This window comes from Actinopolymorpha alba DSM 45243, assembly GCF_000373925.1.
GTDB lineage: Bacteria > Actinomycetota > Actinomycetes > Propionibacteriales > Actinopolymorphaceae > Actinopolymorpha > Actinopolymorpha alba.
In genome coordinates, this window is record NZ_KB892757.1 from 187566 (window position 1) to 210502 (window position 22937).

The following is a 22937-nucleotide window of genomic DNA, read 5'->3' on the forward strand; positions in this document are numbered from 1 at the left end:
CTTGAAAGTGGGTCAGAGGACGACGCGGTAGTGCGTGGTGAGTCGGCGTTCGTCGTCGAGCACATGGAAGGCGACGCCCGGCGGCTGCGAACGATCGGCCGCGTCCTCGCCCTCCCACGGCATCCGCAGGGTCCAGGTCACGGCCGGCGCGACGAGCAGGGGGAGTCCAGCGAAGGTCGACGCCGCGGCGGTGTGGGCGTGGCCCACCAGAACCCCCACCACGTTGGAGTGTCGGGACAGCAGGTCGTGGAGTTCCTGAGGCTCTCCTAGCTGCAGGGAGTCGGGAAGCGGATGGTGCAGAGCGATCGGCGGGTGGTGGAAGGCGAGCAGTGCCGGAGCGTCGTGGTGCTCCCCGAGCGTGGTGGAGATCCAGTGGAGTGTCTCGTTGTCGAGGAGCCCGTCGTGGCGTCCCGGAATGCTCGAGTCGCACATGAGGATCGCCGTTCCGCCGACGTGGTGGACCCGGTTGATCGGACCACCGTCTGCCGGCTCCCCAAGCAGACCCTTGCGGTACGCCGGGCGGATGTCGTGGTTGCCAGGGCAGGCGAGGACGGGGAACGGCGCCGCGAGGAGAGCCGCGGCCTCGTCGTACTCACTCAGGTCGCCGTTGTCAGCGATGTCGCCGGTGACGAGGAGCGCGTCCACGGGCGTGGGCAGACCAGTGAGGTAGCGCATGACGCGGGTGGCGCGCTCGGTCGCGCGGTCGGTGCCATCGAGATGGAGGTCGCTGATGTGGGCGAGCAAAAGCACGGGCCACTTCCTTCCTGTACGCAGAGTCCGCCCGCCCTTCGTCATCGGAACGACCGGGCGGGCACGACTCGAGGTATCTAACGCTAAACTCCGGTGAAACCGTTAGAACGGTAGACGACGTGGCGGTTGGCGAGCAAGCGTGAAATCCAGCAGGGAGAGGGGGTGTGGAGTTGGACCGGTACCTCGCGTTGGAGTTGGCGAGCACCATCCGCCACGACGGACACGGAGGTGTCGCCGACGACCTGGCGGACGTAGCCGGGCTCACCTCCTGGGTACGAGACCGCCTCGATCTGCTCGACGGATGGGGCGGCGCCCGGGACTTCGCCGCGGATGAGGCCTGCTGGGCTGAGGTCGTCGCGGTACGCGCCGCGGTCCGTGCCCTCTTCGCCCGCGCCGTGCGGCCCGGCCCGCCGAGCCCAGCCGACGCCCGTCGACTGCTGCCTGTCGATGAGGCGCTCGCCCGCGTCAACGCGGCGGCATCCGGCCAACCGGTGGTGCCGCGCCTCGACTGGCCGTCGAGTGCGGCTCCATCGGTTCGGCTGCTGCCGGCTCTCCAGGGCGAGGCGGCCGTTGAGCTCTCCGCCAGGCTGGCCCGCGCCGCGATCAACTTCCTCGCTGGGCCCGAGCGCGAGCGGCTGCGCGCCTGTACGGCACCCCGCTGCGTGCGCTATTTCCTCAAGGACCACGGCCGGCAGGAATGGTGTAAGCCATCATGCGGTAACCGTGCCCGCGCCGCGCGCCACTACCAGCGCCACCGGCAGTAGTCGGACGAGGTGCCCCATCGGCCGGGCCTTGGGACCACGAGGTAGCCGCGCCAACTCACGCGGTTCTGAACGTGAGCTCCTACGCCGACAGAGGGCTTGGATTCGGTCGCGGTGTCGATGGCACCTTCGGCGACCGCCTCACATTCAGAGGCCTTGACTTGTCGTACTACTGAAAGGACACCATCCAGCGAACGAACAAATGAGGAGGACGTGGTGTTGACGAACCTGATTATTGTGACGCTCTATGTGAGCGACCAGGATCGGGCTCTGGCGTTCTACACAAAGAGCCTCGGACTGGAGAAAGGTGCGGATAATCCCGGTCCTGAGGGGCGCTTCTTGACAGTTGCGCCAAACGATAAGTCGGTCCAGATCCTCCTGTGGCCGGGCAACCCCGGGCATGGCCCGGCGGCCGATGCGGCGCCGGGGCCGGTCTTCCTCGCGTCGGACGATTTGCGCAAGGAGTTTGAAGTGCTCCGGTCGCGCGGCGTCGAGTTCGTGCAACCAGAGCCCGAGGACTATGCGTTCGGCGTCCGTGTCACGGCGCTGGACCCTGACGGGAACCGGATCGAGCTCCGTCAGCTGAAACCAAGCCGAGGCAGAGAAAGCTGACCACACGAAGGTACGACGTCCGGCCATCGCGGGCCTGGGCGGCCGGACGCTCATGTGGCCGCCGCGGCATGACGCGGGAAGCACGCTGAGGGATGAGGTGCGGCAACCGTGCCTCACCTCGAGCACTGCCAAACATCTCTTGCTCAGGGAAGGAAACTTTATGGTAAAGGTGATTGGGGCCGGGCTACCGCGTACCGGCACCACGTCGACGAAGGCCGCGCTCGAGAAGCTCGGGTTCGACCCCTGCTACCACATGTACGAGGTATTCACGCACCCCGATCATGTGGACCGGTGGTTGCCGGCAGTCGAGGGGAAGACCCTCGACTGGGATCGGGTCCTGGCTGGATATCGGGCCACGCTGGACTGGCCGGCGAGCTACTTCTGGCGTGAGCAGGCCGAGGCCTATCCCGAGGCGAAGGTGCTCCTCACTGTGCGCGATCCCGAGCGTTGGTTCGTCAGCTTCCGCATGCTGACCTCCCGCAACGGTGACCTGGAAGAGTTGGACCTCACCAAGCTGCCCGAGCAGGCCGCCGCAGTCGTCGGCGCCATGCGGGGGATGCTTCCCGTGCTCGACATGATGGGTCGCTCGCTGTTCGGCAGCGACTGGCGTATCGGCGTCGACGAGGTTGACGAACAAACCGCCATCGAGGCGTTCAACCGGCACGTGTCGACGGTGAAGGAATCCCTTCCAGCCGAACGTCTGCTGGTTTTCGACGTTCGTGAAGGGTGGGGCCCGCTGTGTGAGTTCCTCGGTGTCGAGCCGCCAGCGGACGAACCCTTCCCGCGGCTGAACGACACCCAGGCCATGCAGGAAAATTTCGAACGACTGATGTCCGGTGGCGAGCTGGCATCGCCGTTCTTCGGCAAGTAGCCAAACCGTGATGTTCAGTAGCCTCATCGAGGGCGAGGTCGTCAGTCCGGCTCGCCCTCGATGGGCTCCCGCCGTTGGCTCTCAGAGCACGGCGCTCAGGTGGTCTTCATGTCCGCCTCTCCGAGCGGTTCGGAACGTGGGATGTAACGACTTCGGGCGGGGTTGAAGCTGGCAGGATAGGCCGGTGATCAAACCCCCGTTGCCGGCGTTCGCCGCCGCCCCGGTCGCTGGAGTGGGACTTGTCCTTGCCGGACTGCTCACGGCGCTTTCCGGCCGCTACGGCTTCCATCGTGACGAGCTGTATTTCCTCGCCGCCGGTGACCGTCCAGGTTGGGGGTACGTCGACCAGCCACCGCTCACCCCGCTGATCGCCCGTGCGGCCACCACGCTCTTCGGGGAAAGCCCGGCCGGGCTCCGGGTCGCCTCGACCCTCGCGGCGGTGGCGTCTGCCGTCGTCGTGTCGCTGCTCGCCCGCGAACTCAACGCCAGCCGTATCGGCCAGGTGATCGCCGCCTGCTCGGCCGCGGCCTCGGGGTTGCTGCTGGTCCTGGGACACATGGTGTCGACCACGACGGTCGATCTCCTTGCCTGGCTGGTGATCTGCTGGCTCGTACTCCGCCTGCTGCGGACCAGCGACGGTCGCTGGTGGCTCGCGATCGGCGCCGCTGTGGGGATCGCCATCCTCAACAAGTACCTCGTGGTGCTCCTTCTCCTCGCGCTGTTCGTCGCGTTGCTGGTGACCGGGCCTCGGCGGGTGCTGCGGACGTGGTGGCTGCCTGCCGGCGCCGCGGTCGCCTTCGTCCTGGCCCTGCCGAACCTCTGGTGGCAGGCTTCGAACGGCTGGCCCCAACTCACCGTGGCCGGCGGGATCAGCGCCGACGATGGGGTTGAGAACCGCATCATGTTCGTTCCATTGCAGATCCTCCAGCTCTCGCCGCTGCTCGTGCCGGTCTGGGTCGCGGGCTTCGTCCGTCTGTGGCGTACGCCTGAACTCCGCTGGGCGCGTTCGATGGCGTTGGCCTATCCGTTCCTTTGCGCGCTGGTATTGGTGCTCGGGGGTAAGGCCTACTACGCCCTGCCGGTCGCGGTGGTCCTCATGGCCGCGGGCGGCGAATCAGTCGCGGCCTGGCTGCGACGTGGCCGGGCCGCCGTCCGTACGTCCATCGCCGGCGTGGGCCTGGTCGCAGCGGTGGCCACGTCCATCGTCGTGGCGCTGCCGGTGTTGCCGCCGCAGGCGCTCGCGGTGGTGAACGCCATCAACAAGGAGCAGGGCGAGCAGGTCGGGTGGCCTTCGCTGGTTCGTGCGGCCGCCGAGGGGTGGTCGCGGATTCCCGAAGGGCAGCGCGACCGGTCAGTGGTGTTCACCCAGAACTACGGCCAGGCAGGTGCGATCGAGCTGTATGGTCCCGACCACGGTCTGCCCGCGCCGTACTCCAGCCACATGAGTTATGCGGACTGGGGGCCGCCGCCGGACTCCGCCGATGGCCCGGTGCTGTTCGTACGCCAGAAGGACAACCGCGCCGCCGAGCGCTTCTTCACGGACTGCCAGCAGGTCGCCACGGTCGACAACGGTGTGGGCGTGGAGAACGAGGAACAGAACGCCGCCATCGTGCTGTGTGCCGGCGCGGTTGCTCCCTGGTCAGAGCTCTGGCCCGACCTGCGCCACTTCTACTGACGTCCTCCCTCCAACTCAGCGGAATTTCAGGGTGCTCAACACCTTCCGGCGGGATGAGTCTTCCGCAGGCTCCATGTCGACAATCGCCAAGGAGTCAACAACCACCTCGTCACCGGACCGCAGTCGTCGCCATGGGCACACGGTGACGTGTGGCCGATAACCAGCGTTGACGTATTCGGGGTTGTCGAAGATCGCTCCAGCATCGAACAGGGCAGCGACGATGCTCGTGTGGAGGAGAAGGAGCTCTTGCCTGGCTTGCAGAAGGGTGACTTGAACCGTCCTGCGTGGACCAAAGAGATCGTCGCCTGCTGCGGTGACGGAGATGGACTCCTGACGGACGAGCGCCCGTTGGAGCAGGTCCCGGAGCCTGTCCTGGGCAAGTTCGATGGAGAAGTTGGGAACGAGGGTCAGATGCAGGGGCCAGTGCGTACCCAAGAATTCGTCGCCATCCCGCAGCTCTTCCAGCATCTTCACGAGAACGAATCTACGCATGGTCTATGACGTCCCAGGGTGGCTCGCGGCAAGGATGAGCTTGCGGGTGAATCTGTGCATGTGCGGATCGAGCGTCTCCGCGGGTTGGGCGAGAACCTCCTGGATGGACAGCCACCTGATCGCGTCGAACTCCTCCGCATCAAAGGACGAGATTTCGCCAACGCCCGCGGATAAGACGTACCACAACGACACGTCCGTGTGTTGGCCAGACCCGCGGGTCTGTGTGACGGTCAGGAAGAACGGGCGTTGTCCAGACACCGCCCACGGAACAGCCGGGATGCGGAGCTCTTCGCGACACTCGCGTACGACGGTGTGCCAGGGGTCCTCCATCGGCTCGACGTGACCACCACTGGGGAGCCACAGGCCAGCCTCGCGATGCGCGACGAGCAGGAGCCGCCCGAGAGGCTCGTCGAGCACCACGAAATAGCTGACCAGATGGATGGCCGGGACATCGGGCTTCCTGGTGCGATAGAGCGGAGCGCCACCAGCGATCCACTGTGCCGCGGTGGCGAGATGGGTGCGCTCGAGCTCGTCCCACGGGGCGATTCCCTCGAGCAAGGTGGCCAGGTGGACCCGATCAGGTCGAGCTGGACCAGGCATGACTGGGCGAGGGCTGGCGGCAGCGGTCACGGCCGTCATGATGCCAACCTCCACCGACATCGCCGTGGCCGGCGACATCAATGACGAGCACGAGCGGGGCCGCGGTGTGCAGAGGGCGCATGCTCAGAGCAGGTGTCTGAGCTCCTCACAGTGGAAGGTCGGCCGCCACCGCCTGAGCCCAGAGGCGGTAACCAAGCGCTGAGGGGTGGAAGCGGTCTCGACCGAAGAACCCAGGAGGCGCGGGCAGCATGTCGCTGGAGCTGATCCAGGTCGCCCGCGGTTGCTCGGCACACACCTGTCGGGACACCTCGTCGAGCGCGCTGGCGCGCTCGGCCAGGTAGCGACCCAACGTGGTCGGGAGCGAGGGGAAGACGTCAAAGGGCGGGATGCCGGTCACCGCGACGTGTTTGGCGCGGCGAGCGAGGTCGTCGACGATCGCGGCGAGGTCATTACCCCACTCCTCCGCGGTACGACGGGCGAGTACGTCGTTGCTGCCCGCGAGGAGCACCGCGACGTCCAGGCCCTCGCCAAGCCGGGGGAGAAGTCGGTAACGGATTCGGCGGGCGGTGGCGGCGTGCTGCCCCACCACCTCCCAGGTGACCGACCGGCGGGTCCGGGTGACGAGCTCACGCGCCAGGCTCCCGGGGAAGCCTTCGTCGTGAGTGTCGACTCCGCAGCCGGCCGCGGTTGACTCGCCCACAACAGCGATCTGCATGGGCGGGACGGACGCGTCGCCCGCGGTCCCGTTGGTCGGGCCATTCGCTGGTGGAGCCAGCTTGGTGAAAGCGCGTGCCCACGTCCCTTGTACGGCGACGATGGGTAGCAGGAGCGGGTTCATTCCGTTGCCTCCTTGGCGCGTAGGGAATCGACGGCCGCACGGCTCCCACCCGTCAGGTCCACACCGAGCGCTTGCAGCAGCATCACGAGGGCGCCGTTGGCGAGGAACCGCGCCAGGTCGTCCGAGGTCGTTCCGGTCAACCGCTCGGCTTCGTCCAGCACATCTGAGACGAGGGAGCGGCAGCGCGCGGCCACCCGCTCGTCCCTGCGTGCGGTGGCGCATGCCTGCAACCACAGGCCGGTGATGACACCGTCGGCGACCAGCTCCCGGAAACTGCCGCCCATCGCCTTCAGCGGGTCTCGTGGATGCGTCGCCGCGGCCTGACCGAAGACCTCGCGTACGCGGCGTTCGAGCTCATCCAGGCAGGCCAGGAAGAACGCCTGTTTGCTCCCGAACAACCGGAACACGTAGGGCTGCGACACGCCGATCTCGTCGGCGACCTGCTGCATCGCCGCCGTCGTCAACCCCTGGTCGGCGATCACCCGCATGCCGGACGAGATCGCCTGCTCACGTCGCTGCGCGGCCGTAGAACGGCTGACTCCCATAGCGGATACCATGGCTTAGTAACTACTTACTTACAAGCCCTGAGTGGCCGGCGTGACGAATTCGTTATGGCATCGACTGCGGCTCTCACGTTCCCCCACTTATCGGGTAGGTTCCTGCCGTGTCCATCGAGATCCGAGAGGCAGTTCAGTCCGACGCCGCCGATCTTGCGAGGCTCCGTTGGGCCTGCGGCCTTGGGGGGCGGTCCCCGGTCGATGGGGATGTGCACGACCACATCCGCGGCTTCTCGGAATGGTGGGAACGTCGCAGCGACTTCGTGGCTCTCGTCGCGAGAGACGGAAAGAGGATCGTCGCCATGGGGTTCCTCGCGCTGGCGAGCCGCGTGCCAGCTCCGGGCGCTCTGGACCGCCGCCACGGTGACATCCAGTCCGTCTACGTCCTACCCGACTACCGGAACCACGGCGTCGGATCGATGCTCGTGCGAGCACTTGTCGACCATGGCAGGAAAGCTGGCTGTATCCGCATCACCGTCCACTCGAGCGGTCGGGCGGTCCCGGTCTACGAACGAGCAGGCTTCGAGCACTCCGAGCGCTTGATGATGCATCCGCTTTCGGACTGACACTTCGCTCGACAGTAACCCCGATCTTGATGAGGTCACTCAACGCCCACAGCGTCGGCGCATCCGTCTCACGAAACTTCCTGACCGTCATCACAGCACAGCACGTTTGCATCCCCACGGCCGACAGCGCGACCCGATATCTCCGCCGATCGAGGTGTCGGCGTGGTGCGGTAGGGATGTCGGCATGCCAGTAAAGGTGGATGCTGAGGTGATCGTGCGGGAGCTGAATGCTGGTACCGGCGCCGGGTTGTCGGTGTCGCGACGCAGGGGGAGACCTGCGGCGCCTTGCCTGGGGAACCTCGTTTACGCCAGGTCCGGACCCGGCCGTGCTGGCGCGTCTGGACGAGCTGCTCGATGCCATGATCGAACCCGACACCCTGCGCCTGTACTGGGCGGAATGGAGCCTTCGCTGGGTCAACTGGACGATCCGAAATCACCGACCCGCCGACGTGGAGCTACACCTTGATGTCGCGGACTCCCGCCTAGTACTACAGCCGTAGATCGTGATCTTGGGTTATCCCCTTGTGGGTAAGGGCTCTGGGGCGTGGAGTGCTGGTGCGTGATGTTTGGCGCTCGGCGCAGGGGTGGGTGGGAGGGGAAGTGGACGCGCTGATGTGTCGGGTTGGTCGCTGGTTCGCGCGGCCGCAGACGCGGCTGCACCTCTCGCGATCCTGGACACCCGACCCGGACCGGCTCGCCGGGGCCACCTGCTTATCCGGCGAAGCAGTGGAGACTTTTCCGTGTCCTGGAGCCTGTTGCTTTTTGATAGATGAGAACGATGTTCATCCCTGAGGTCTACCGGAGGCCGCAGCCCCACGCTCAGCAGGCGAGCTGCTCTGAGCGCAGGGTTCCACTGAGTGCTCGTCCAACGCTGGAATCCGCGGGCTTTCCCCACTCTTTACAAAAGGGCGCGCATTAAGCAACAGGCTCCCTGACCCGGAAAAGTCTCCACTGCCTACCCAGTTGTCGATTTGGGTATCAGCCAACCTGGGCGGCGGTCTATTCAATGGGACCGCGGATCGTTTAGTGAACCTTCAAGAGGTTTACGGAAAGCGATTCACAGCTCCCCCAAAATTACATTCCGGGGAGCCTTCGATTGGGCTTCTTGGGCCGGGGTTTTGTCGGTGGTCGCCGATAGTGTTCTGGCTATGGAGATCACGACATCGGCTCCAGCGTTCGATGTGCCACTGGTCCCAGGCCGCCACATCATGCACCTCGCGCGACCCATCAGCGCGTCCAACACCCTCTCCCCCAACCCGACACGCCCTAGAACCCTTAGCCACAAGGGAACTCAGCCAAGGTAACGATCTAGGACTGCAGTACTAGCCTGAGCCTTGTTGAAAGTGGGCGTCGCCAGCTTTCGGTCAACGGTGAAAACGGTTTGCCGTGTTCGAGGCGGGTTGACATGCTCGCGCGATGGAGACCGAACTGCTCGCCACCGCGGACCAGGTAGCGGCAGCTCTTCGTCAAGGTCGGGCGGTTTCCGATGGAGCCGACACAGGCGGCACGGCAGATCCGTGCCCAGCGGCTGCTGGCGGAGTGCGGCTTCCCGACGCCTGATCTGTTGTGTCTGGTGGACGCGTGCCCCGAAGTCAACGGCAGGCGATTCGCGGTCCAGCGTTTTGTCGAGTCGGAGCCCGACGATTTGGTCGACGAGCTGGACGAGTCAAGCTATACGCGGTTCGTCACAGATCTCGGCGCGGCCGTGGGCACGCTGCACAGCGTACGGCTTCCGTACTTCGACGGCTGGGTGGACTATCGCGGACGACCCGGGCCGACATGGGCGGACACTATCAGGCCGACCGATGCGTTCCGAACGATCCACGACCAGGGCACTGTCTTCCCGCAGGAGTTACTCCGCGAAGTGGAACGCCGGATCGAGCGTGGTCTTGCGGCGCTACCTCCGGTCGAGCCCAGACTCGTCCATCGGGACCTGCATCTTGGTAATACCTTGCTGATGGGTGGCCGGTTCGGCGGGTTGATTGATTTCGAACTGGTCAAAGAGTGGGACTTTGTGTACGACTTCAACCGGCTTGCCGGACTCTTCGAGACGTACGTGCGGTTCGACGGTTGCAGAGAACCGTTTATGAAGAGCTATCAGGACGTCGCAGGAGTATTGCCTGCCTCGTTTCCGTTGCGGCACTGGCTCTACCGTGGCATCGGGCTGGTCCTCGGGATCGAGGCGTTCCTTGAAGGGAACGACGGTTATGTCAAGCGCCCTGACCAGCTGGCAGCCTGGCTCGACCTCCCTGTTCCGCTCGCCTGACACGCCGCGTCTCCCGAGGGCGGCTGCCGTCAGTTCGGTCTCGGCATCTCGGCGTACCACGGGCGCTTCGGCGCCGGCGGGACGAAAGCGGACCAGGCCGGAGGAGACCGGGGCAGAGCGGACGCGGGAGTGGCTGGGACGCCAGCGGTGTTAGGCAACTCCGGCGCCACATGGCAGGATTTCGCGGGTGAGAAGCAGGTCCGTCGCGGAGCAGCGTCTGCGCGATCTTGCGTTGCTGCGTCGGGTTCGTGATCGGATCGACCGGGAGTACGCGCAGCCACTGGACGTGGAGGCGCTCGCCCGAGGCGTGAACATGTCAGCCGGGCACCTCAGCCGCCAGTTCCGGCTCGCCTACGGCGAGTCACCGTACTCTTACCTGATGACGCGGCGTATCGAGCGCGCGATGGCGCTGCTGAGTCGTGGCGACCTCAGCGTCACCGACGTCTGCTTCGCTGTGGGCTGCCAGTCGCTGGGCACTTTCAGCACGCGCTTCACCGAGTTGGTCGGTGTGCCGCCCAGCGTCTATCGCCGCGAGGAGGCGCAGGCGCCAGCGGGGATGCCGCCGTGCGTGGCGAAACAGGTGACCAGACCGATCAGGAATCGAGAAGCGCGGGTCTCTGAGCCGCAGCTAGCGTGACCGTCATGGACATCACGATTTACCAGGCCTTCCTCCCGCACGACGATCCGGCAGCCTCCCTGGCCTTCTACCGCGACACCCTCGGCTTCGAAGTCCGCAACGATGTCGAGTACCAGGGAATGCACTGGATCACGGTCGGCCCAGTCGACCAGCCCGGCACCGCTATCGTCCTGCACCCGCCGGCCGCGGACCCCGGCATCACCGACGACGAGCGCCGCACCATCGCGGAGATGATGGCCAAGGGCACCTTTGCCAGCATCAACCTGGCCACCAAGGACCTGGACGGCACCTTCGACCAGCTACAGCGGGCCAGCAACGCCGAAGTCGTCCAGGAGCCGACCGACCAGCCGTGGGGCGTACGCGACTGCGCCTTCCGTGATCCCGCGGGCAACATGATCCGTATCTTCGAGGTGCGCTGAGCCGACCCGCTCCCACTCAGCCCGAATCCACCGACCTGGGCTGAGGCCCAAGCGACGAGACACACCGGGCCGATTGTGACCCACAACTGCAGGAGTGACCATGACCGGCTCTTCCACCCAGGGAATCAGAACCGTGCTGCATCCCGTGTCCGACCTGGCGACGGCAAAGGCGGTGTACACCGCCCTGCTCGGCGTGCCGCCGCAGACCGACGAGTCCTACTACGTCGGCTTCGAGGCCGCGGGCCAGCACATCGGGCTGGTGCCGGGTGGTGGGCCGCAGGGCATGACCTCACCGGTGGCTTACTGGCACGTGCCGGACATCGAGGCGAAGCTCGCCGAGGTGACCGCCGCGGGTGCCACCGTGAAGCAGCCCGCGCATGACGTCGGTGGCGGCCGCCTGGTGGCCACCGTCACCGACCCCGATGGCAACGTCCTCGGGCTGCTGCAGGACCGATGAGCGCAGACACTCTGATTGCCGACCCCCGCTCCCGCGCCCAGCGTCGTCGCGACACCGAGCATCGGCTCACCCACGACATCGATGCCTGGGTGGCCAGTGCCTCGGCGGACGGTGCGCCGTACCTCGTGCCGCTGTCCTTCGACTGGGACGGCGAGGCGCTGCTGATGGCCACGCCGACGGACAGCCCGACCGGCAGGAACCTTGCCGCTACCCGGGTCGCTCGGCTGGGGCTGGGCCACACCCGCGACGTATCCATGATCGAGGGCGAAGTCGAAGTCCTCGAGATCGACGCGCTGCCGCAGGAGCGGGGTGACCGGTTCGTCGCGCGCACCGGCTTCGATCCGCGTGCGCTGGCCACGCCGTACCGCTGGTTCCGTATCTCCCCGCGCCGCATCCAGGCGTGGCGCGAGGAGAACGAACTACCCGACCGCGAGCTGATGCGCGACGGCCGCTGGTTGGTCTGACGCCGCGCCCGGGCGCGCCGCGGGGCCTCACTCGAAACCCCGATCCAGGTGGACTGCGACCGTTGCCGCGACCGCGGCAACGAAGGAGAACCAGACGTACTGCTCGAAGCTGGTTGAATCGAGCCAGGCTACGCCGACGGGAACCGCGAAGGCGGCCCCGCGTAACAGATGGAGACACGATGAGCAAGGCCACGAGGAAGGGCACGCAGTCGCCTGCGCTGCACGCTGCCGACAGCCACGACCTGATCCGCGTGCAGGGCGCGCGCGAGAACAACCTCAAGGACGTCAGCATCGAGATCCCGAAGCGGCGACTGACGGTGTTCACCGGCGTCTCCGGCTCGGGCAAGAGCTCACTGGTGTTCAGCACGATCGCCGCGGAGTCGCAGCGGATGATCAACGAGACCTACAGCGCCTTCGTGCAGGGATTCATGCCGACGCTGGCGCGGCCGGAGGTCGACTTCCTGGAAGGCCTGACGACGGCGATCATCGTGGACCAGGAGCGGATGGGCGCCAACCCGCGCTCGACCGTCGGCACCGCCACCGATGCCAACGCGATGCTGCGGATCCTCTTCAGCCGGGTCGGTAAGCCGCACATCGGGCCGCCCACGGCCTTCGCCTTCAACGTCCCCACCCGGATCGCGAGCGGCGTGATGAGGACCGAGAAGGGCGGCAAGGAGGAGAAGTCCGTCGTCCGCAACGCCGTCTACCAAGGCGGCATGTGCCCGCGCTGCGAGGGCATGGGCGCGATCAACGACTTCGACCTCACTGCCATCTACGACGGGTCCAAGTCGCTCGCCGAGGGCGCGCTCCTGGTCCCGGGCTACAGCATGGACGGCTGGTACGGCCGGATCTTCAGCGGAGCGGGCCTGCCCATGGACAAGCCGATCGCGAAGTTCACCAAGAAGGAGCTGCAGACGCTCCTCTACGGCGAGCCGACGAAGATCAAGGTCGAAGGCGTCAACCTCACGTACGAGGGCGTGCTCACCAAGGTGCAGAAGTCGATGCTGTCCAAGGACGTCGAGGCGATGCAGCCCCACGTCCGCAGGTTCGTCGAGCGGGCGGTGACGTTCAGCACCTGCCCGGACTGCGACGGCACCCGCCTCAGCAAGGAGGCGCTGTCCTCGAAGATCAAGGGCAAGAACATCGCCGACCTCTGCTCGATGCAGATCAGCGACCTGGCCGAGTGGCTCCGCGACCTGAAGGAGCCATCGGTGGCCCCGCTGCTCACCGGGCTGCAACATCTCCTCGACTCGTTCGCGGAGATCGGGCTGGGCTACCTCTCGCTCGACCGACCGGCGGGCACCCTGTCCGGGGGAGAGGCACAACGGACCAAGATGATCCGGCACCTCGGCTCGTCGCTCACCGACGTCACCTACGTCTTCGACGAGCCCACGATCGGCCTGCACCCCCACGACATCGAGCGGATGAACCAGCTGCTGCTCCAGCTGCGCGACAAGGGCAACACCGTGCTCGTCGTGGAGCACAAGCCCGAGGCCATCGTGATCGCCGACCACGTCGTCGACCTCGGCCCCGGGGCTGGCACGGAGGGCGGCACCGTCTGCTTCGAGGGCACCGTCGAAGGGCTGCGGGGGAGCGACACCACCACCGGCCGCCATCTCGACGACCGGGCGACCCTCAAGGAAGCGGTGCGTTCGTCGTCGGGCGCGCTGGAGATCCGTGGCGCGTCAACGCACAACCTCCAGGGCGTGGACGTCGACATCCCGCTCGGGGTGCTCTGCGTGCTCACGGGTGTCGCCGGCTCCGGCAAGAGCTCGCTGATCAACGGCTCGGTGGCCGGTCGCGATGGCGTGGTGTTGATCGACCAGGGCGCGATCCGCGGTTCGCGACGGAGTAACCCGGCGACGTACACCGGACTGCTGGATCCGATCCGCAAGGCGTTCGCGAAGGCGAACGGCGTGAAGCCGGCGCTCTTCAGCTCCAACTCCGAGGGCGCCTGCCCCGCTTGCAACGGCGCCGGCGTGATCTACACCGACCTGGGCGTCATGGCCACCGTCGAGTCGACCTGCGAGGAGTGCGAAGGGAGGCGGTTCCAAGCCTCGGTGCTGGAGTACACCCTCGGCGGTCAGAACATCGCGGAGGTGCTCGCGATGTCGGTGACCGAGGCCGAAGAGTTCTTCGGCGACGTCGACGGCGAGGCCCGCACTCCGGCCGCGCACAAGATCCTCGACCGGCTCGCCGACGTCGGGCTCGGCTACCTCAGCCTCGGCCAGCCGCTCACCACGCTGTCCGGCGGTGAGCGGCAGCGGCTCAAGCTGGCAACCCAGATGGGCGAGAAGGGTGACGTCTACATCCTCGACGAGCCGACCACCGGGCTCCACCTCGCCGACGTCGAGCAGCTGCTCGGCCTGCTCGACCGGCTGGTCGACGGCGGCAAGTCGGTCATCGTCATCGAGCACCACCAAGCGGTGATGGCGCACGCCGACTGGATCATCGACCTCGGCCCCGGCGCCGGTCACGACGGCGGCCGGATCGTCTTCGAGGGCACGCCGGCAGATCTCATTGCCGGCCGCTCCACCCTCACCGGCGAGCACCTCGCGGCCTACGTGGGCACCTGACCGAGGCGCTCACGGAAATCGTGAGGCGAGTGCGGTCCTCGGCTCAGCGGACTCGGTCGTAGACGAGAGCCAAGGTGCCATGCTCGCCCGCCGCCTGACTGACGAGCGCCCACTGCCCCGCGGGCAGGCCGTCGTCGAAGAGGCGAGGCCCGCCGCCGAGGAAGACCGGAAAGATCGTGAGCGCCAGCCGATCAACGTGGTCGGCCGCCAGCAGCGCCTTGATGACGCTCGCGCTGGAGAGCACGAGAATGTCGCTGCCCGCGGTCGCCTTGAGGTCCGTGACCACCTCGGCGGTCGGCTTGTCGACGATCGTCGTCCGCTCCCACGGCGCCTCGCCGAGGGTGGAGGAGAGGACCACCTTGTCGGTGTCGACGAGCCACTTCGCGAAGCCCTCGTCGCGCGGGTCGGCGCCCTCCATGCCGATGACGGTGGGCCAGAAACCGAGGAACCCCTCGGCGTTGACCCGTCCGAGCAGGGCCGTCGTCGCCGACCCCCAGAGGCTGGTCAGGTGGTCGCGGGCGACGTCAGTAACGGCGTACGGCATCACCCAGCTCATGTCCTCCGGGTTGCTCGGCGCGGCGTAGTGGCCGTCGAGGGAGAGGCTCATGTTGGTGACGACTCTGCGGCCGCCGCTCTGCTGTGTCACTTCGTGCTCCTTGTGTCGGTGTCGCGCTCGGTGTCGTCGGTGCTGTAGGAGGGATCCGCGGCGAGGGTCGCCGCAAGCTTGTCGAGGCTCTGGCCGAAGCCGATCTCGATGCCTGCAATGAAGTCCGCGGAGTCGACTGTGCTGTCGGTGATCCGGTAGTGGACGTCGAGGTCCGTGCCGGTGTTGGTGGGCCGGAGGCCGAGGTCGACGTGGGCCGTGAAGGCGAGACCGCCGTCGGGAAGCAGTGGAGAGAGCCGGTAGGCGAGGCGCTCACCGGGGCGTACGTCGCCGACGACTCCCTCCGCACGCCCGACGACCAGGTCGGAGCCGTCGGCGTCCTCGGCATCGCGGTACTCCTGGACGATCCGCCCACCCGGTCGCGCCTCGAAGACGAGCTCGGAGACGCGGAGGTCGTCGGGCGTCCACCATCTGCGGAGCAGGGAGGCCTCGGTCAGCTGGCGCCAGACCAGCTCGGGGCGCCCCGTCAGCGACCGGCGGAACCTGAACGAGCGGCCGTCGGCCCACCCCGACTCCTCCGCCGCGAGCCGCTCTGCGTGGAGGCTGAGCCCGTAGCGGTCGTAGGTCTCGCGCGGGCCACGGGTCTGGTCCGCGGTGTCGGCGAGCTGGCTGAGCGCAGCCGCCAGATCTCGCAGGGGAGCGGGACGGAGCGCGTAGATGCGGCGCTGGCCGGTGCGCTGGGAGGTGACGACTCCGGCGCGCTCAAGAGTCTGCAGGTGCTTGGTCGTCTGCGGCTGGCGCGCCTCGGCGAGCTGGGCGAGGACTCCGACCGAGCGGGGCCGCTCGGCCAGCAGGCTCACGAGCCGCCAGCGGGCCGGGTCGGCCAGTGCGGTGAGGAGTGCGTCCACGGGGAGGAGTATTCGCGACAACGAATATTCTTGTCAAGGAATAGCCGTGGACCAGTCGGGCGGCATCGGGATCGGCGCCGCAGTAGTACTGCTCGCCGTGCGCGGCATCGCGATCGGCGCCGCCGAGTTCATGACGACAGCGGCGTGCCGCCGCAGAGCTGCTAGCGTCAGCTGCGATGGACAGCGTTGATGACCTCCAACTCGCGTTCGACACCTCGGACCTGGCGGCGGAGCTCGCGCTCGCTCACTTCGAGTCCGGCGTTTCGGCAACGCTGAAGGCCGACGGCACACCCGTCACCGAAGCCGACCGGGCAGTCGAGCGCTTGCTTCGGGAGACGTTGTCGGAGGCACGGCCCGAAGATGCGTTCCTCGGCGAGGAACTTGGTCAGTTCGGTGAGTCCGATCGGGTCTGGATCCTCGACCCGATCGATGGCACCGGGTTCTTCAGTCGGGGTGATCCGAACTGGCGAATCCACATTGCTCTGGAGGTTCAAGGGACCACGGAGGTCGCGCTCGTCACCTCTCCTGCGCTTCGGCGCTGTTGGTGGGCGACCCGAGGTGGCGGTTCCTTCGAGTCGTCCTGGCCACGCGAGGAGAGCGAGACGCGGCGCCTCAAGGTCAGTACGACGTCGACGCTCGCTGACGCCGTGCTCGATGCTCTGGACAACGAGTCCAGAGCTCGTCTCCCAGCGAGTGCAACTCGCGCACCGGCGAGCCCGCTACCGCTGGTCGAGCTCGTTCGTGGCGAGATCGATGCCTTCTTGGCCGAGCGCTACCACAAATGGGATCACGCGCCGTGGGTTCTCCTTGTCGAGGAAGCCGGCGGCCGCTTCACCGATCGAACCGGTGGACGTGCGAGCGATCAGGGCGGCGGCCTTTACTCGAACGCCATCCTGCACAGTCAGCTACTCGATTCGCTGCACTACCCGGTGCGTCCCTGACCGCATGTAGGCGCTGTATGCCTTGGCGGAGTCGATGGCATGGCGCTCGATCGCGGCGGGGGAGTAGCCGAGCGCTTCGGCGATGATTGCGACGGGTGCCCAGTCTGGCTGCGCGGGTGCTGAAGACGTCGCGCAGCCGCTGTCGCAGATGCCCTGGGTCGACGTGATGCCCGGGGGAGTGCTCGGTTCGGATCGTCAGGTCGCCGCTGACGAGGCGGGGCGCTCAGGCATGACGGGGTTGCGTCGATAGGGTGAGCCCGGTGGCCTTGTCATCGAGTGTTCAGCCGACGGATCTTGATGTCGTCCGCGACTCGTACGACCGAGTAGCCGACAACTACGTGCACCTGCTCGCCACCACGGGAATGGGCGACATTCGCACCCAGCCGTGGCTGAAGGCAGCCATCGACGCGTTCGCTGGCTCGGTCCGCGGCCGTGGCCCCGTGCTCGATGTCGGCTGCGGCCCCGGGACCGTCACGGCGTACCTCCACGAGGCTGGTATCGAGGTCTCGGGCGTCGACCTGTCGCCTCGCATGATCGAACATGCCCAACGCCTTCACCCCGAGTGCAGCTTCGCCGTCGGCTCGTCCACCGAACTCGACCTCGAGCCGAGGTCCTTAGGGGGCATTCTCGGATGGTGGTCGCTGTTCAACCTGCCACGCGAGATCCTGCCGAACGTCCTTGCCGCCTTCCACGACGCCCTCATGCCCGGTGGGCATCTGATCATCGCGACGCATGTCGGCGATGACGATATAGCGCGGACCGAGGCCTACGGCGGCGTCGCGGTGACCTGGACGACATACCAATGGCGACCCGAGCAGCTGACCGTTCTTCTCGAGGATGCCGCGCTACGCGTTGTGGCGGAGCTGCGGCTCCCAGCCGACGGCCAACAGGGTCCCGTCGTCGTGCTCGAAGCCCGACGCGATACCTGACCGGTGGGCCGCTTGAACTGCGCGAACACCGTCAGGACTGTCCTTTCTCATTGATTCTGCCCCACGCGATCGCTTCTGACCTGCGTGGCTCAGATGGATTGAGAATTGGTGGCGGTTGGTGATTACCCGCACTGGATCGATCGGCTCAGCCGTGCCGCCCGCAGTACGCGAGCTACCGCTCCACGGATCGAGGCTAAGTGCCAATCTGGCTGCTGGGGCCGCGGGTCGAGGACTCACTTGGCGCCAGCCATGCCGACATCGAGTACGGGTTGTCTATCGATCGGCTGATCGGTGTACGGGCGGTGAGAGCAGTTTCGGTCAGCCATTGGCACCAGCGGTCGACCGGCAGCTGGCTCATCTCGGCGAGAGAGACGTAGGCCGCTGCGTCTGTCTCATCTCCGTCAGGTCGTGGTTCCTCATCAGACATCGGGTGAGCACCGAACACGAAGCCGAGACCCCCGTTGTCTCCTGGCAGGGCTTGGACCGCAAGCAGGCCGTTGACCGTCACAGAGATGCCCGCCTCCTCCCGGCACTCACGTTCGGCGGCGGCGTCAGGTAGCTCACCGCTGTCGACGAAGCCCCATGGAATCGTCCATCGACCGGCATGACGACCTCGTGCCTCGCGGACAAGAAGGTAGTGACCATCCTTCACCACCGCTGCGCCAGCGCAGAGGACGTGGCGGGGAGGGAAATCAGACATCGGCCGAGACTAGCGGAGAGCATCCGCCGGAGCACCTGACCTAGGGGGAGTGAAGATCCCTGCTCCATCCGCAGTCGATGATCTCCTGGGCGGTCCAGTAGGCGTCCCGTACGAGGTGATGTCCGTGGCGGTGAACGAGCTTGCGGTGGCGTACCTGAGCTTGAGCAATCTCAGGCAGGTCGGCCACGTCGGCTTGATCCCTGGGCTCACTGACGCCTTGGCTGAGCCACAACTGGTGAATCTGTTTCGACCCGTCCCGATGGAGCGCCGATAAGGAACATTATGTCAAGTAAACGGTTTGAGAGGGGTCTCCAGGTCGTGGCGGGCTCGCTGTACTCCTCCGTCAGTGCCAGACTCCCCACGCCACCTGCTCGCTGCAGATCTCGGGCGTCGACCCTGATGGCTGACTGGCTACACACGCAAAGCGTCGCGATTCGCGACGGCATATCAACAACATCAGCGTCGATGGACCTCGGTGCGGCGGGCGCTGAGCTGATCACGGCGAGCGAGACTCACGACAGGACCCGCCCGCCCCCGGGTCGCAGGATCTCAGCCAGGCATCATCGCAGGTCAACGCCGGTACATCAGTCGTACGAACGCAGTTTCGAACGGCAAGGCCGGGCACGGGAAGGGCTGCTGGCCGCGGCCCACGGAGGTAGGAGCACAACACTGCCACGCGATTCATGTCGTGTAATAGGCAATCCACGACATGGTATGGTGACGTCGTGGCTGAGCCGAAATCACTGTCGAATGTGAGCGTCAAGGACGCCATCGATGAGTATCTCGATGTTCTCGAACGCCGTGCTATGCGTTCCCAACTCAGTCCCACTACCCTGCACGCCTATCGCCGTGACCTCAGTGAGTTCACCACTCTCCTGGGTCCAAACACGGTGCTCGACGCGATCGAGGCGGATCACCTGGAAATCGCGATGACATCTATCGCGAAAGCTCCGGATCGCCGCTATACAAAGGGTTTGAAAATTGCCGAGGACGGTTCCACTCCCCCGGGCCGCGGCGCGCATTCGCTGGCCCGGTGGTTCGCGGCAGTGCGGGGGTTGTTCCGGTGGGCCGCGGATCGCGGCTATATCCAGATCGACCCCACAACGCGAGTAAGCCCGCCCCGAACGCCGAAGCGAGCAACGGGTGCACGGATCGGGCTCCAGCTGGACGAGGCGCTGACGCTGCGGGCTTCGCCGTCCACTCGCGTGCCGGAGACCTTGCGTGCGGACCAGTCGCTGACCCTGCGCGATGAAGCGATCCTGCGCCTTCTGGTGGAGTCCGGGCCACGCGTCTCGGAGATGTGCGGCGCCAACCGTAGCGACATCCGGTTGCACGAGGAGACCCGTACACCTGTCCTGCACGTCCGCGGCAAGGGCGGAAAGAACCGCGACCTGCCACTGTCGAAAGCAACCCTGGCGACCATCGAACGTTACCTCGCCGAGGAGCGTGCCGCACCGCCGCAGCCGAGTTCCACCGACCGCGCGGAACGCATCAGAATCGGGGACGCGACCAACGCGTTGTTCGTGTCCATCCGTGGGAAGAGACTCTCGCCGCGTGATGTGCAACGGATGGTCGAGCGCTACACCAAGGAGTTTCTCGGCCGTCGCGCCACGCCGCACTCCCTCCGGCACACGGCGCTGACCATCCTTGCCCGGGCCGGCGTAGATATCGCGACCGTCGCGCAGATCGCTGGACATTCGAGCCTGGCCACGACCTCCGTATACATGGATGACTCCATGAGCGCCGCGGCCGAGGCCATCGACAGTTCCCCGCTGGCCCGGGACTGACCCGCGACAGCACCGTTGACCGGATTGTCGGCGTTCATGGATCGTCACGCGGACGTGGGCAGGGGCCGCGTCGAGACTCGGCGGAAGGCTGGGAGTCACCCCACTGAGCGATTGGGTAGAGCGGAGTTTGTCGCGCTCTCTTGTTGCCCGTGCGAATCCGGGCGCGAGAGGACGCACTTTGCGAATTCTGCTACCACAGCTGCTCGCTTCGCTCGACGCGTAAGGCAGACCGACACCGCCCGCTCCCCCAGCGCGATTCCGACACCTCGGCTGTTATGTCTTGTGCATGCAGTCATACTTTGTCTGCCAGATCTTTGAGACTGTTGAGCTCTCGCTCGATGAGTTCGCCGGCGACGGTCTCACTCCCGCGGAAGGCGGGTTGTTCGACGATGAGGAACGCCAGGTTGGAGATTAGCTCGACGATGGCGAGCAAGGGGATCGCACGCACGTCGTCCGCCTTCAGCTCCCTGACGGCGGTGTACCCAGCTAGGAACGCATCCCAGTGCGCGGAGGAACGCGGGTCCGTGAATACGCCGGTCAGGTCGGCAGCACGCCAGCCGTTGCCAGCACGGTCGAAGTCGTGCAGCACCATTCCTTTTTCGGTGAGATGGACATTATCCATTAGTGGCTTTTCCAGGGTTATCTGTAGATCGAAATCTCTGCGTGGGCGTGTGCTGCGAAAGCTGTCTGCGGCTTTGTGGAATCCCGCGATCAGCCGCCCAAATTCGAGGTAGAGACCATCACTCCACGGAGGTTGCGGCTTGTCACCGTCGACACGGATCGACATCGCGAACGGACGATTCCCTTCCGGCGCGAGGAGTTCGCCCGCTGGTCTCCCATCAATCAGCGGAACAGAGGCAGCGACGGCAACGCCGCATTCCGCGACGTGAGACACCAGGTCCTGTTCCCACGCCACCTCATCCGTGGACCATCCACCCTGCTGGTAGATTTTTAGTACATAGCGTCGGCCATCGTCAGCGATCACTTCGTACACGTCGTTGACGAACGTCCGCACCAGAACGCAATCCTTGACCTCGATTCCGTACAGGTTGCCGACCAACTCCCCCACCGCGCCAGGTGTCGGCAGGGAACGCAGGCACTGGATCACGCGCGAACAATAGGCAGATGGCGGCAGCCACGGCAATCCCTTTGTCGTCCGCGTTCCGCCCCTTGCCGTCCGGCAGGGGCTGCCTACGAGGACTTCTCGGTCTGGGGACTGGGCTCCATGTGGCCGTGGCAGCGGCCGTGCGGTGTCGTACGCATCGGGCCCAACGCCGAGTTCGACCTCGACGCTTCACGTTCACAGCGGCGCTCGACGCGCACGGTTGTCAGAGGTTTCTCGGCTAAGAGACCGAAATACCTCTGACAACCCAAGGCACCTCTGACAACCCGCGACACAGGACACCGCACTCGCGCATCAGGTGCAGGCGCAGGAGCGGGGGCGTCGTTCATGCGGCATGATCTCTGGTGATCCGCAGGCTTCGCCCAGTCCCGAGGAGGCGATTCGCATTCACGCTCCGATGCCGTACGACTCCCCAGCCGCCACGCCTCCTTCTGGCAGAAAGGGTCAGTACGGTCGGGCGATCGCCACGATCCTTGGGTGGCATGTCCTGGCCGCCGCGGCCTTCCTCGGCTGGGTGCTGACCTTGCCCGATGACGTCAACACCGGCGGTGATGTCAACTTCACGATGTCTCGGTGGGTGCTGGCTTTTCTCCTCGCTGCCGCCGCGGTGGTTCCGGGCCTGTGTCTCAGTCTCGCGATCGCTGGTGGCGTACTCGCCGTGCTGCGCAGGCGCCTGCCCAGGTCCGGCCTCGCCGCCGGCTCGATCGCGGCGCTGGCTGGCCTGCTCACCGTGGCCGCCGCCCTGGCGGTGTACTCGATGACCCAGCGGTGATGCCGAGCGTGCGTTCGGCGCCAGCTCACCTACCGCGGAAGCTCGTCGTGTGACGGCACCTGATTGTCATCAATGGACGCTCGTTCGGCCGCGCTCAAGCCCGCCGCCGCGAGAATCTTCTGGACCATGGCATTCTTGCCGCGGCCGTACTCGTCGATGTTCGCCGCTTCCGCACCGACCCGCTTCTTGACCGCGGCGTACTCGTCCCGCAACTCAGCATTGACGCGCAGGATGTCGCGGACACAAAGGTGATTCCACAGCGACAGGCACCCCTCGACCACCACATAGGTGTTGGTGCCCGCCAGCCGCTCGGGCTCCTTGAACGCCCAGCGCTGCGGAATTCCCAACTCCCCCAGTGGCCTGAATCCCAAGCTCACCAACACCCGCGAGGCGGCGTCGACGTCACGCGATGAGACCACGATGTCGCAGTCGATCACCGGTTTGGCCGCCAGGCCGGGTACGGACGTACTCCCCACGTGCTCGATCGTCACGACAGGGACGTCGGCCGCGGCCATCGCTTCTGCGTACTCCTGCCGCAACGCCTCGAAACGCTGGGGCCAGACAGGGTCATATTCGACGACTCTGATCACGCCGGCAGCCTAGTGCCGGGCCGGCGCTCACCAGCACCGCGG

27 protein-coding genes and 1 pseudogene are annotated in these 22937 nt (G+C 66.2%); 16 read left to right on the top strand and 12 right to left on the bottom strand.

The window, feature by feature from the left end; all coding sequences use genetic code 11:
- Window positions 1–12: 12 nt before the first annotated feature.
- Complete coding sequence (locus B141_RS0118440) at window positions 13–750, bottom strand: metallophosphoesterase (RefSeq protein WP_020576664.1); 738 nt, start codon at window positions 748–750, stop codon at window positions 13–15.
- 164 nt (window positions 751–914) lie between these two features.
- Between B141_RS0118440 and B141_RS0118445 the strand changes: the two genes are divergently transcribed.
- From B141_RS0118445 to B141_RS0118460, 4 genes are all read left to right on the top strand, one after another.
- Window positions 915–1514, top strand: coding sequence for a CGNR zinc finger domain-containing protein (locus B141_RS0118445; protein ID WP_020576665.1), 600 nt, complete (start codon window positions 915–917; stop codon window positions 1512–1514).
- A 213-nt stretch (window positions 1515–1727) separates the two neighbouring features.
- The gene (locus B141_RS0118450) at window positions 1728–2123 is read left to right on the top strand and encodes a VOC family protein (protein WP_020576666.1); all 396 of its coding nucleotides are present in this window, start codon (window positions 1728–1730) and stop codon (window positions 2121–2123) included.
- A 160-nt stretch (window positions 2124–2283) separates the two neighbouring features.
- Entirely contained in the window at window positions 2284–2994 is a 711-nt protein-coding gene (locus B141_RS0118455) for a sulfotransferase family protein (RefSeq protein WP_020576667.1), read from the top strand.
- A gap of 184 nt (window positions 2995–3178) precedes the next feature.
- Window positions 3179–4669, top strand: a complete 1491-nt coding sequence (locus B141_RS0118460; RefSeq protein WP_020576668.1) for an ArnT family glycosyltransferase — start codon at window positions 3179–3181, stop codon at window positions 4667–4669.
- 15 nt (window positions 4670–4684) lie between these two features.
- Here B141_RS0118460 and B141_RS0118465 read toward each other — a convergent pair whose 3' ends face one another.
- From B141_RS0118465 to B141_RS0118480, 4 genes are all read right to left on the bottom strand, one after another.
- On the bottom strand, window positions 4685–5137 hold the full coding sequence (locus B141_RS0118465; protein ID WP_157181099.1) for a 2'-5' RNA ligase family protein: 453 nt from the start codon (window positions 5135–5137) through the stop codon (window positions 4685–4687).
- Between the two features lie 27 nt (window positions 5138–5164).
- Window positions 5165–5800 (bottom strand): NUDIX domain-containing protein, encoded by a 636-nt coding sequence (locus B141_RS0118470; protein ID WP_202805826.1) that lies wholly within the window; start codon window positions 5798–5800, stop codon window positions 5165–5167.
- A gap of 106 nt (window positions 5801–5906) precedes the next feature.
- Entirely contained in the window at window positions 5907–6599 is a 693-nt protein-coding gene (locus B141_RS0118475) for an SGNH/GDSL hydrolase family protein (RefSeq protein WP_020576671.1), read from the bottom strand.
- Window positions 6596–7144, bottom strand: a complete 549-nt coding sequence (locus B141_RS0118480; protein WP_020576672.1) for a TetR/AcrR family transcriptional regulator — start codon at window positions 7142–7144, stop codon at window positions 6596–6598. The genes B141_RS0118475 and B141_RS0118480 overlap by 4 nt, the downstream gene beginning before the upstream one ends.
- A 119-nt stretch (window positions 7145–7263) precedes the next feature.
- On the opposite strand from B141_RS0118480, the gene B141_RS0118485 reads away from it, so the two are divergent.
- The 8 genes and pseudogenes from B141_RS0118485 (at window position 7264) to B141_RS0118520 (ending at window position 14541) form a co-directional block, all read left to right on the top strand.
- The gene (locus B141_RS0118485) at window positions 7264–7722 is read left to right on the top strand and encodes a GNAT family N-acetyltransferase (RefSeq protein ID WP_026257346.1); all 459 of its coding nucleotides are present in this window, start codon (window positions 7264–7266) and stop codon (window positions 7720–7722) included.
- Between the two features lie 326 nt (window positions 7723–8048).
- Entirely contained in the window at window positions 8049–8222 is a 174-nt protein-coding gene (locus tag B141_RS49400; RefSeq protein ID WP_020576674.1) for a hypothetical protein, read from the top strand.
- A gap of 968 nt (window positions 8223–9190) precedes the next feature.
- Window positions 9191–9988, top strand: a pseudogene (locus B141_RS0118495) (phosphotransferase family protein); the annotation flags it as partial.
- 187 nt (window positions 9989–10175) lie between these two features.
- A complete protein-coding gene (locus B141_RS0118500; protein ID WP_020576676.1) occupies window positions 10176–10625 on the top strand; it encodes a helix-turn-helix transcriptional regulator in 450 nt (149 codons plus the stop codon).
- A gap of 5 nt (window positions 10626–10630) precedes the next feature.
- Window positions 10631–11044, top strand: coding sequence for a VOC family protein (locus B141_RS0118505; protein ID WP_026257347.1), 414 nt, complete (start codon window positions 10631–10633; stop codon window positions 11042–11044).
- A gap of 100 nt (window positions 11045–11144) precedes the next feature.
- The gene (locus B141_RS0118510) at window positions 11145–11501 is read left to right on the top strand and encodes a VOC family protein (protein WP_020576678.1); all 357 of its coding nucleotides are present in this window, start codon (window positions 11145–11147) and stop codon (window positions 11499–11501) included.
- Window positions 11498–11965: a pyridoxamine 5'-phosphate oxidase family protein gene (locus B141_RS0118515; RefSeq protein ID WP_020576679.1), complete on the top strand. Its 468-nt coding sequence runs from the start codon at window positions 11498–11500 to the stop codon at window positions 11963–11965. Before B141_RS0118510 ends, B141_RS0118515 begins: the two co-directional genes overlap by 4 nt.
- 179 nt (window positions 11966–12144) lie before the next feature.
- Complete coding sequence (locus B141_RS0118520) at window positions 12145–14541, top strand: ATP-binding cassette domain-containing protein (RefSeq protein WP_020576680.1); 2397 nt, start codon at window positions 12145–12147, stop codon at window positions 14539–14541.
- A gap of 43 nt (window positions 14542–14584) precedes the next feature.
- On the opposite strand, the gene B141_RS0118525 is transcribed toward B141_RS0118520, so the two are convergent.
- Together B141_RS0118525 and B141_RS0118530 are read right to left on the bottom strand one after the other, a co-directional pair.
- Window positions 14585–15187: a dihydrofolate reductase family protein gene (locus B141_RS0118525; RefSeq protein WP_020576681.1), complete on the bottom strand. Its 603-nt coding sequence runs from the start codon at window positions 15185–15187 to the stop codon at window positions 14585–14587.
- Window positions 15184–16053 carry a metalloregulator ArsR/SmtB family transcription factor gene (locus tag B141_RS0118530; protein ID WP_020576682.1) on the bottom strand — a complete coding sequence of 290 codons (870 nt, stop codon included), beginning with the start codon at window positions 16051–16053 and terminating at the stop codon, window positions 15184–15186. Before B141_RS0118530 ends, B141_RS0118525 begins: the two co-directional genes overlap by 4 nt.
- A 176-nt stretch (window positions 16054–16229) precedes the next feature.
- On the opposite strand from B141_RS0118530, the gene B141_RS0118540 reads away from it, so the two are divergent.
- Window positions 16230–16994 carry an inositol monophosphatase family protein gene (locus tag B141_RS0118540; protein ID WP_020576684.1) on the top strand — a complete coding sequence of 255 codons (765 nt, stop codon included), beginning with the start codon at window positions 16230–16232 and terminating at the stop codon, window positions 16992–16994.
- A 260-nt stretch (window positions 16995–17254) separates the two neighbouring features.
- Window positions 17255–17923, top strand: a complete 669-nt coding sequence (locus B141_RS0118550; protein ID WP_020576686.1) for a class I SAM-dependent methyltransferase — start codon at window positions 17255–17257, stop codon at window positions 17921–17923.
- Here B141_RS0118550 and B141_RS52855 read toward each other — a convergent pair.
- From B141_RS52855 to B141_RS49410, 3 genes are read right to left on the bottom strand one after another with little or no spacing between them, the layout of a single operon-like run.
- Window positions 17840–18160: a phosphopantothenoylcysteine decarboxylase domain-containing protein gene (locus B141_RS52855; RefSeq protein ID WP_157181100.1), complete on the bottom strand. Its 321-nt coding sequence runs from the start codon at window positions 18158–18160 to the stop codon at window positions 17840–17842. The two genes, B141_RS0118550 and B141_RS52855, sit on opposite strands and share 84 nt — an antisense overlap.
- Complete coding sequence (locus B141_RS45815) at window positions 18117–18623, bottom strand: NUDIX domain-containing protein (RefSeq protein WP_020576687.1); 507 nt, start codon at window positions 18621–18623, stop codon at window positions 18117–18119. Before B141_RS45815 ends, B141_RS52855 begins: the two co-directional genes overlap by 44 nt.
- Before the next feature lie 40 nt (window positions 18624–18663).
- Complete coding sequence (locus B141_RS49410; protein ID WP_157181101.1) at window positions 18664–18810, bottom strand: hypothetical protein; 147 nt, start codon at window positions 18808–18810, stop codon at window positions 18664–18666.
- Window positions 18811–19348: 538 nt separating this feature from the next.
- Here B141_RS49410 and B141_RS0118565 point away from each other — a divergent pair.
- Window positions 19349–20410, top strand: a complete 1062-nt coding sequence (locus B141_RS0118565; RefSeq protein ID WP_020576689.1) for a tyrosine-type recombinase/integrase — start codon at window positions 19349–19351, stop codon at window positions 20408–20410.
- A gap of 292 nt (window positions 20411–20702) precedes the next feature.
- Here B141_RS0118565 and B141_RS0118570 read toward each other — a convergent pair whose 3' ends face one another.
- Window positions 20703–21518 (bottom strand): phosphotransferase enzyme family protein, encoded by an 816-nt coding sequence (locus B141_RS0118570; protein WP_020576690.1) that lies wholly within the window; start codon window positions 21516–21518, stop codon window positions 20703–20705.
- Window positions 21519–21930: 412 nt separating this feature from the next.
- On the opposite strand from B141_RS0118570, the gene B141_RS0118575 reads away from it, so the two are divergent.
- Window positions 21931–22305 (top strand): hypothetical protein, encoded by a 375-nt coding sequence (locus B141_RS0118575; protein WP_157181102.1) that lies wholly within the window; start codon window positions 21931–21933, stop codon window positions 22303–22305.
- Window positions 22306–22334: 29 nt separating this feature from the next.
- Here B141_RS0118575 and B141_RS0118580 read toward each other — a convergent pair whose 3' ends face one another.
- A complete protein-coding gene (locus B141_RS0118580; RefSeq protein WP_020576692.1) occupies window positions 22335–22895 on the bottom strand; it encodes a GrpB family protein in 561 nt (186 codons plus the stop codon).
- Between the last annotated feature and the right edge of the window lie 42 nt (window positions 22896–22937).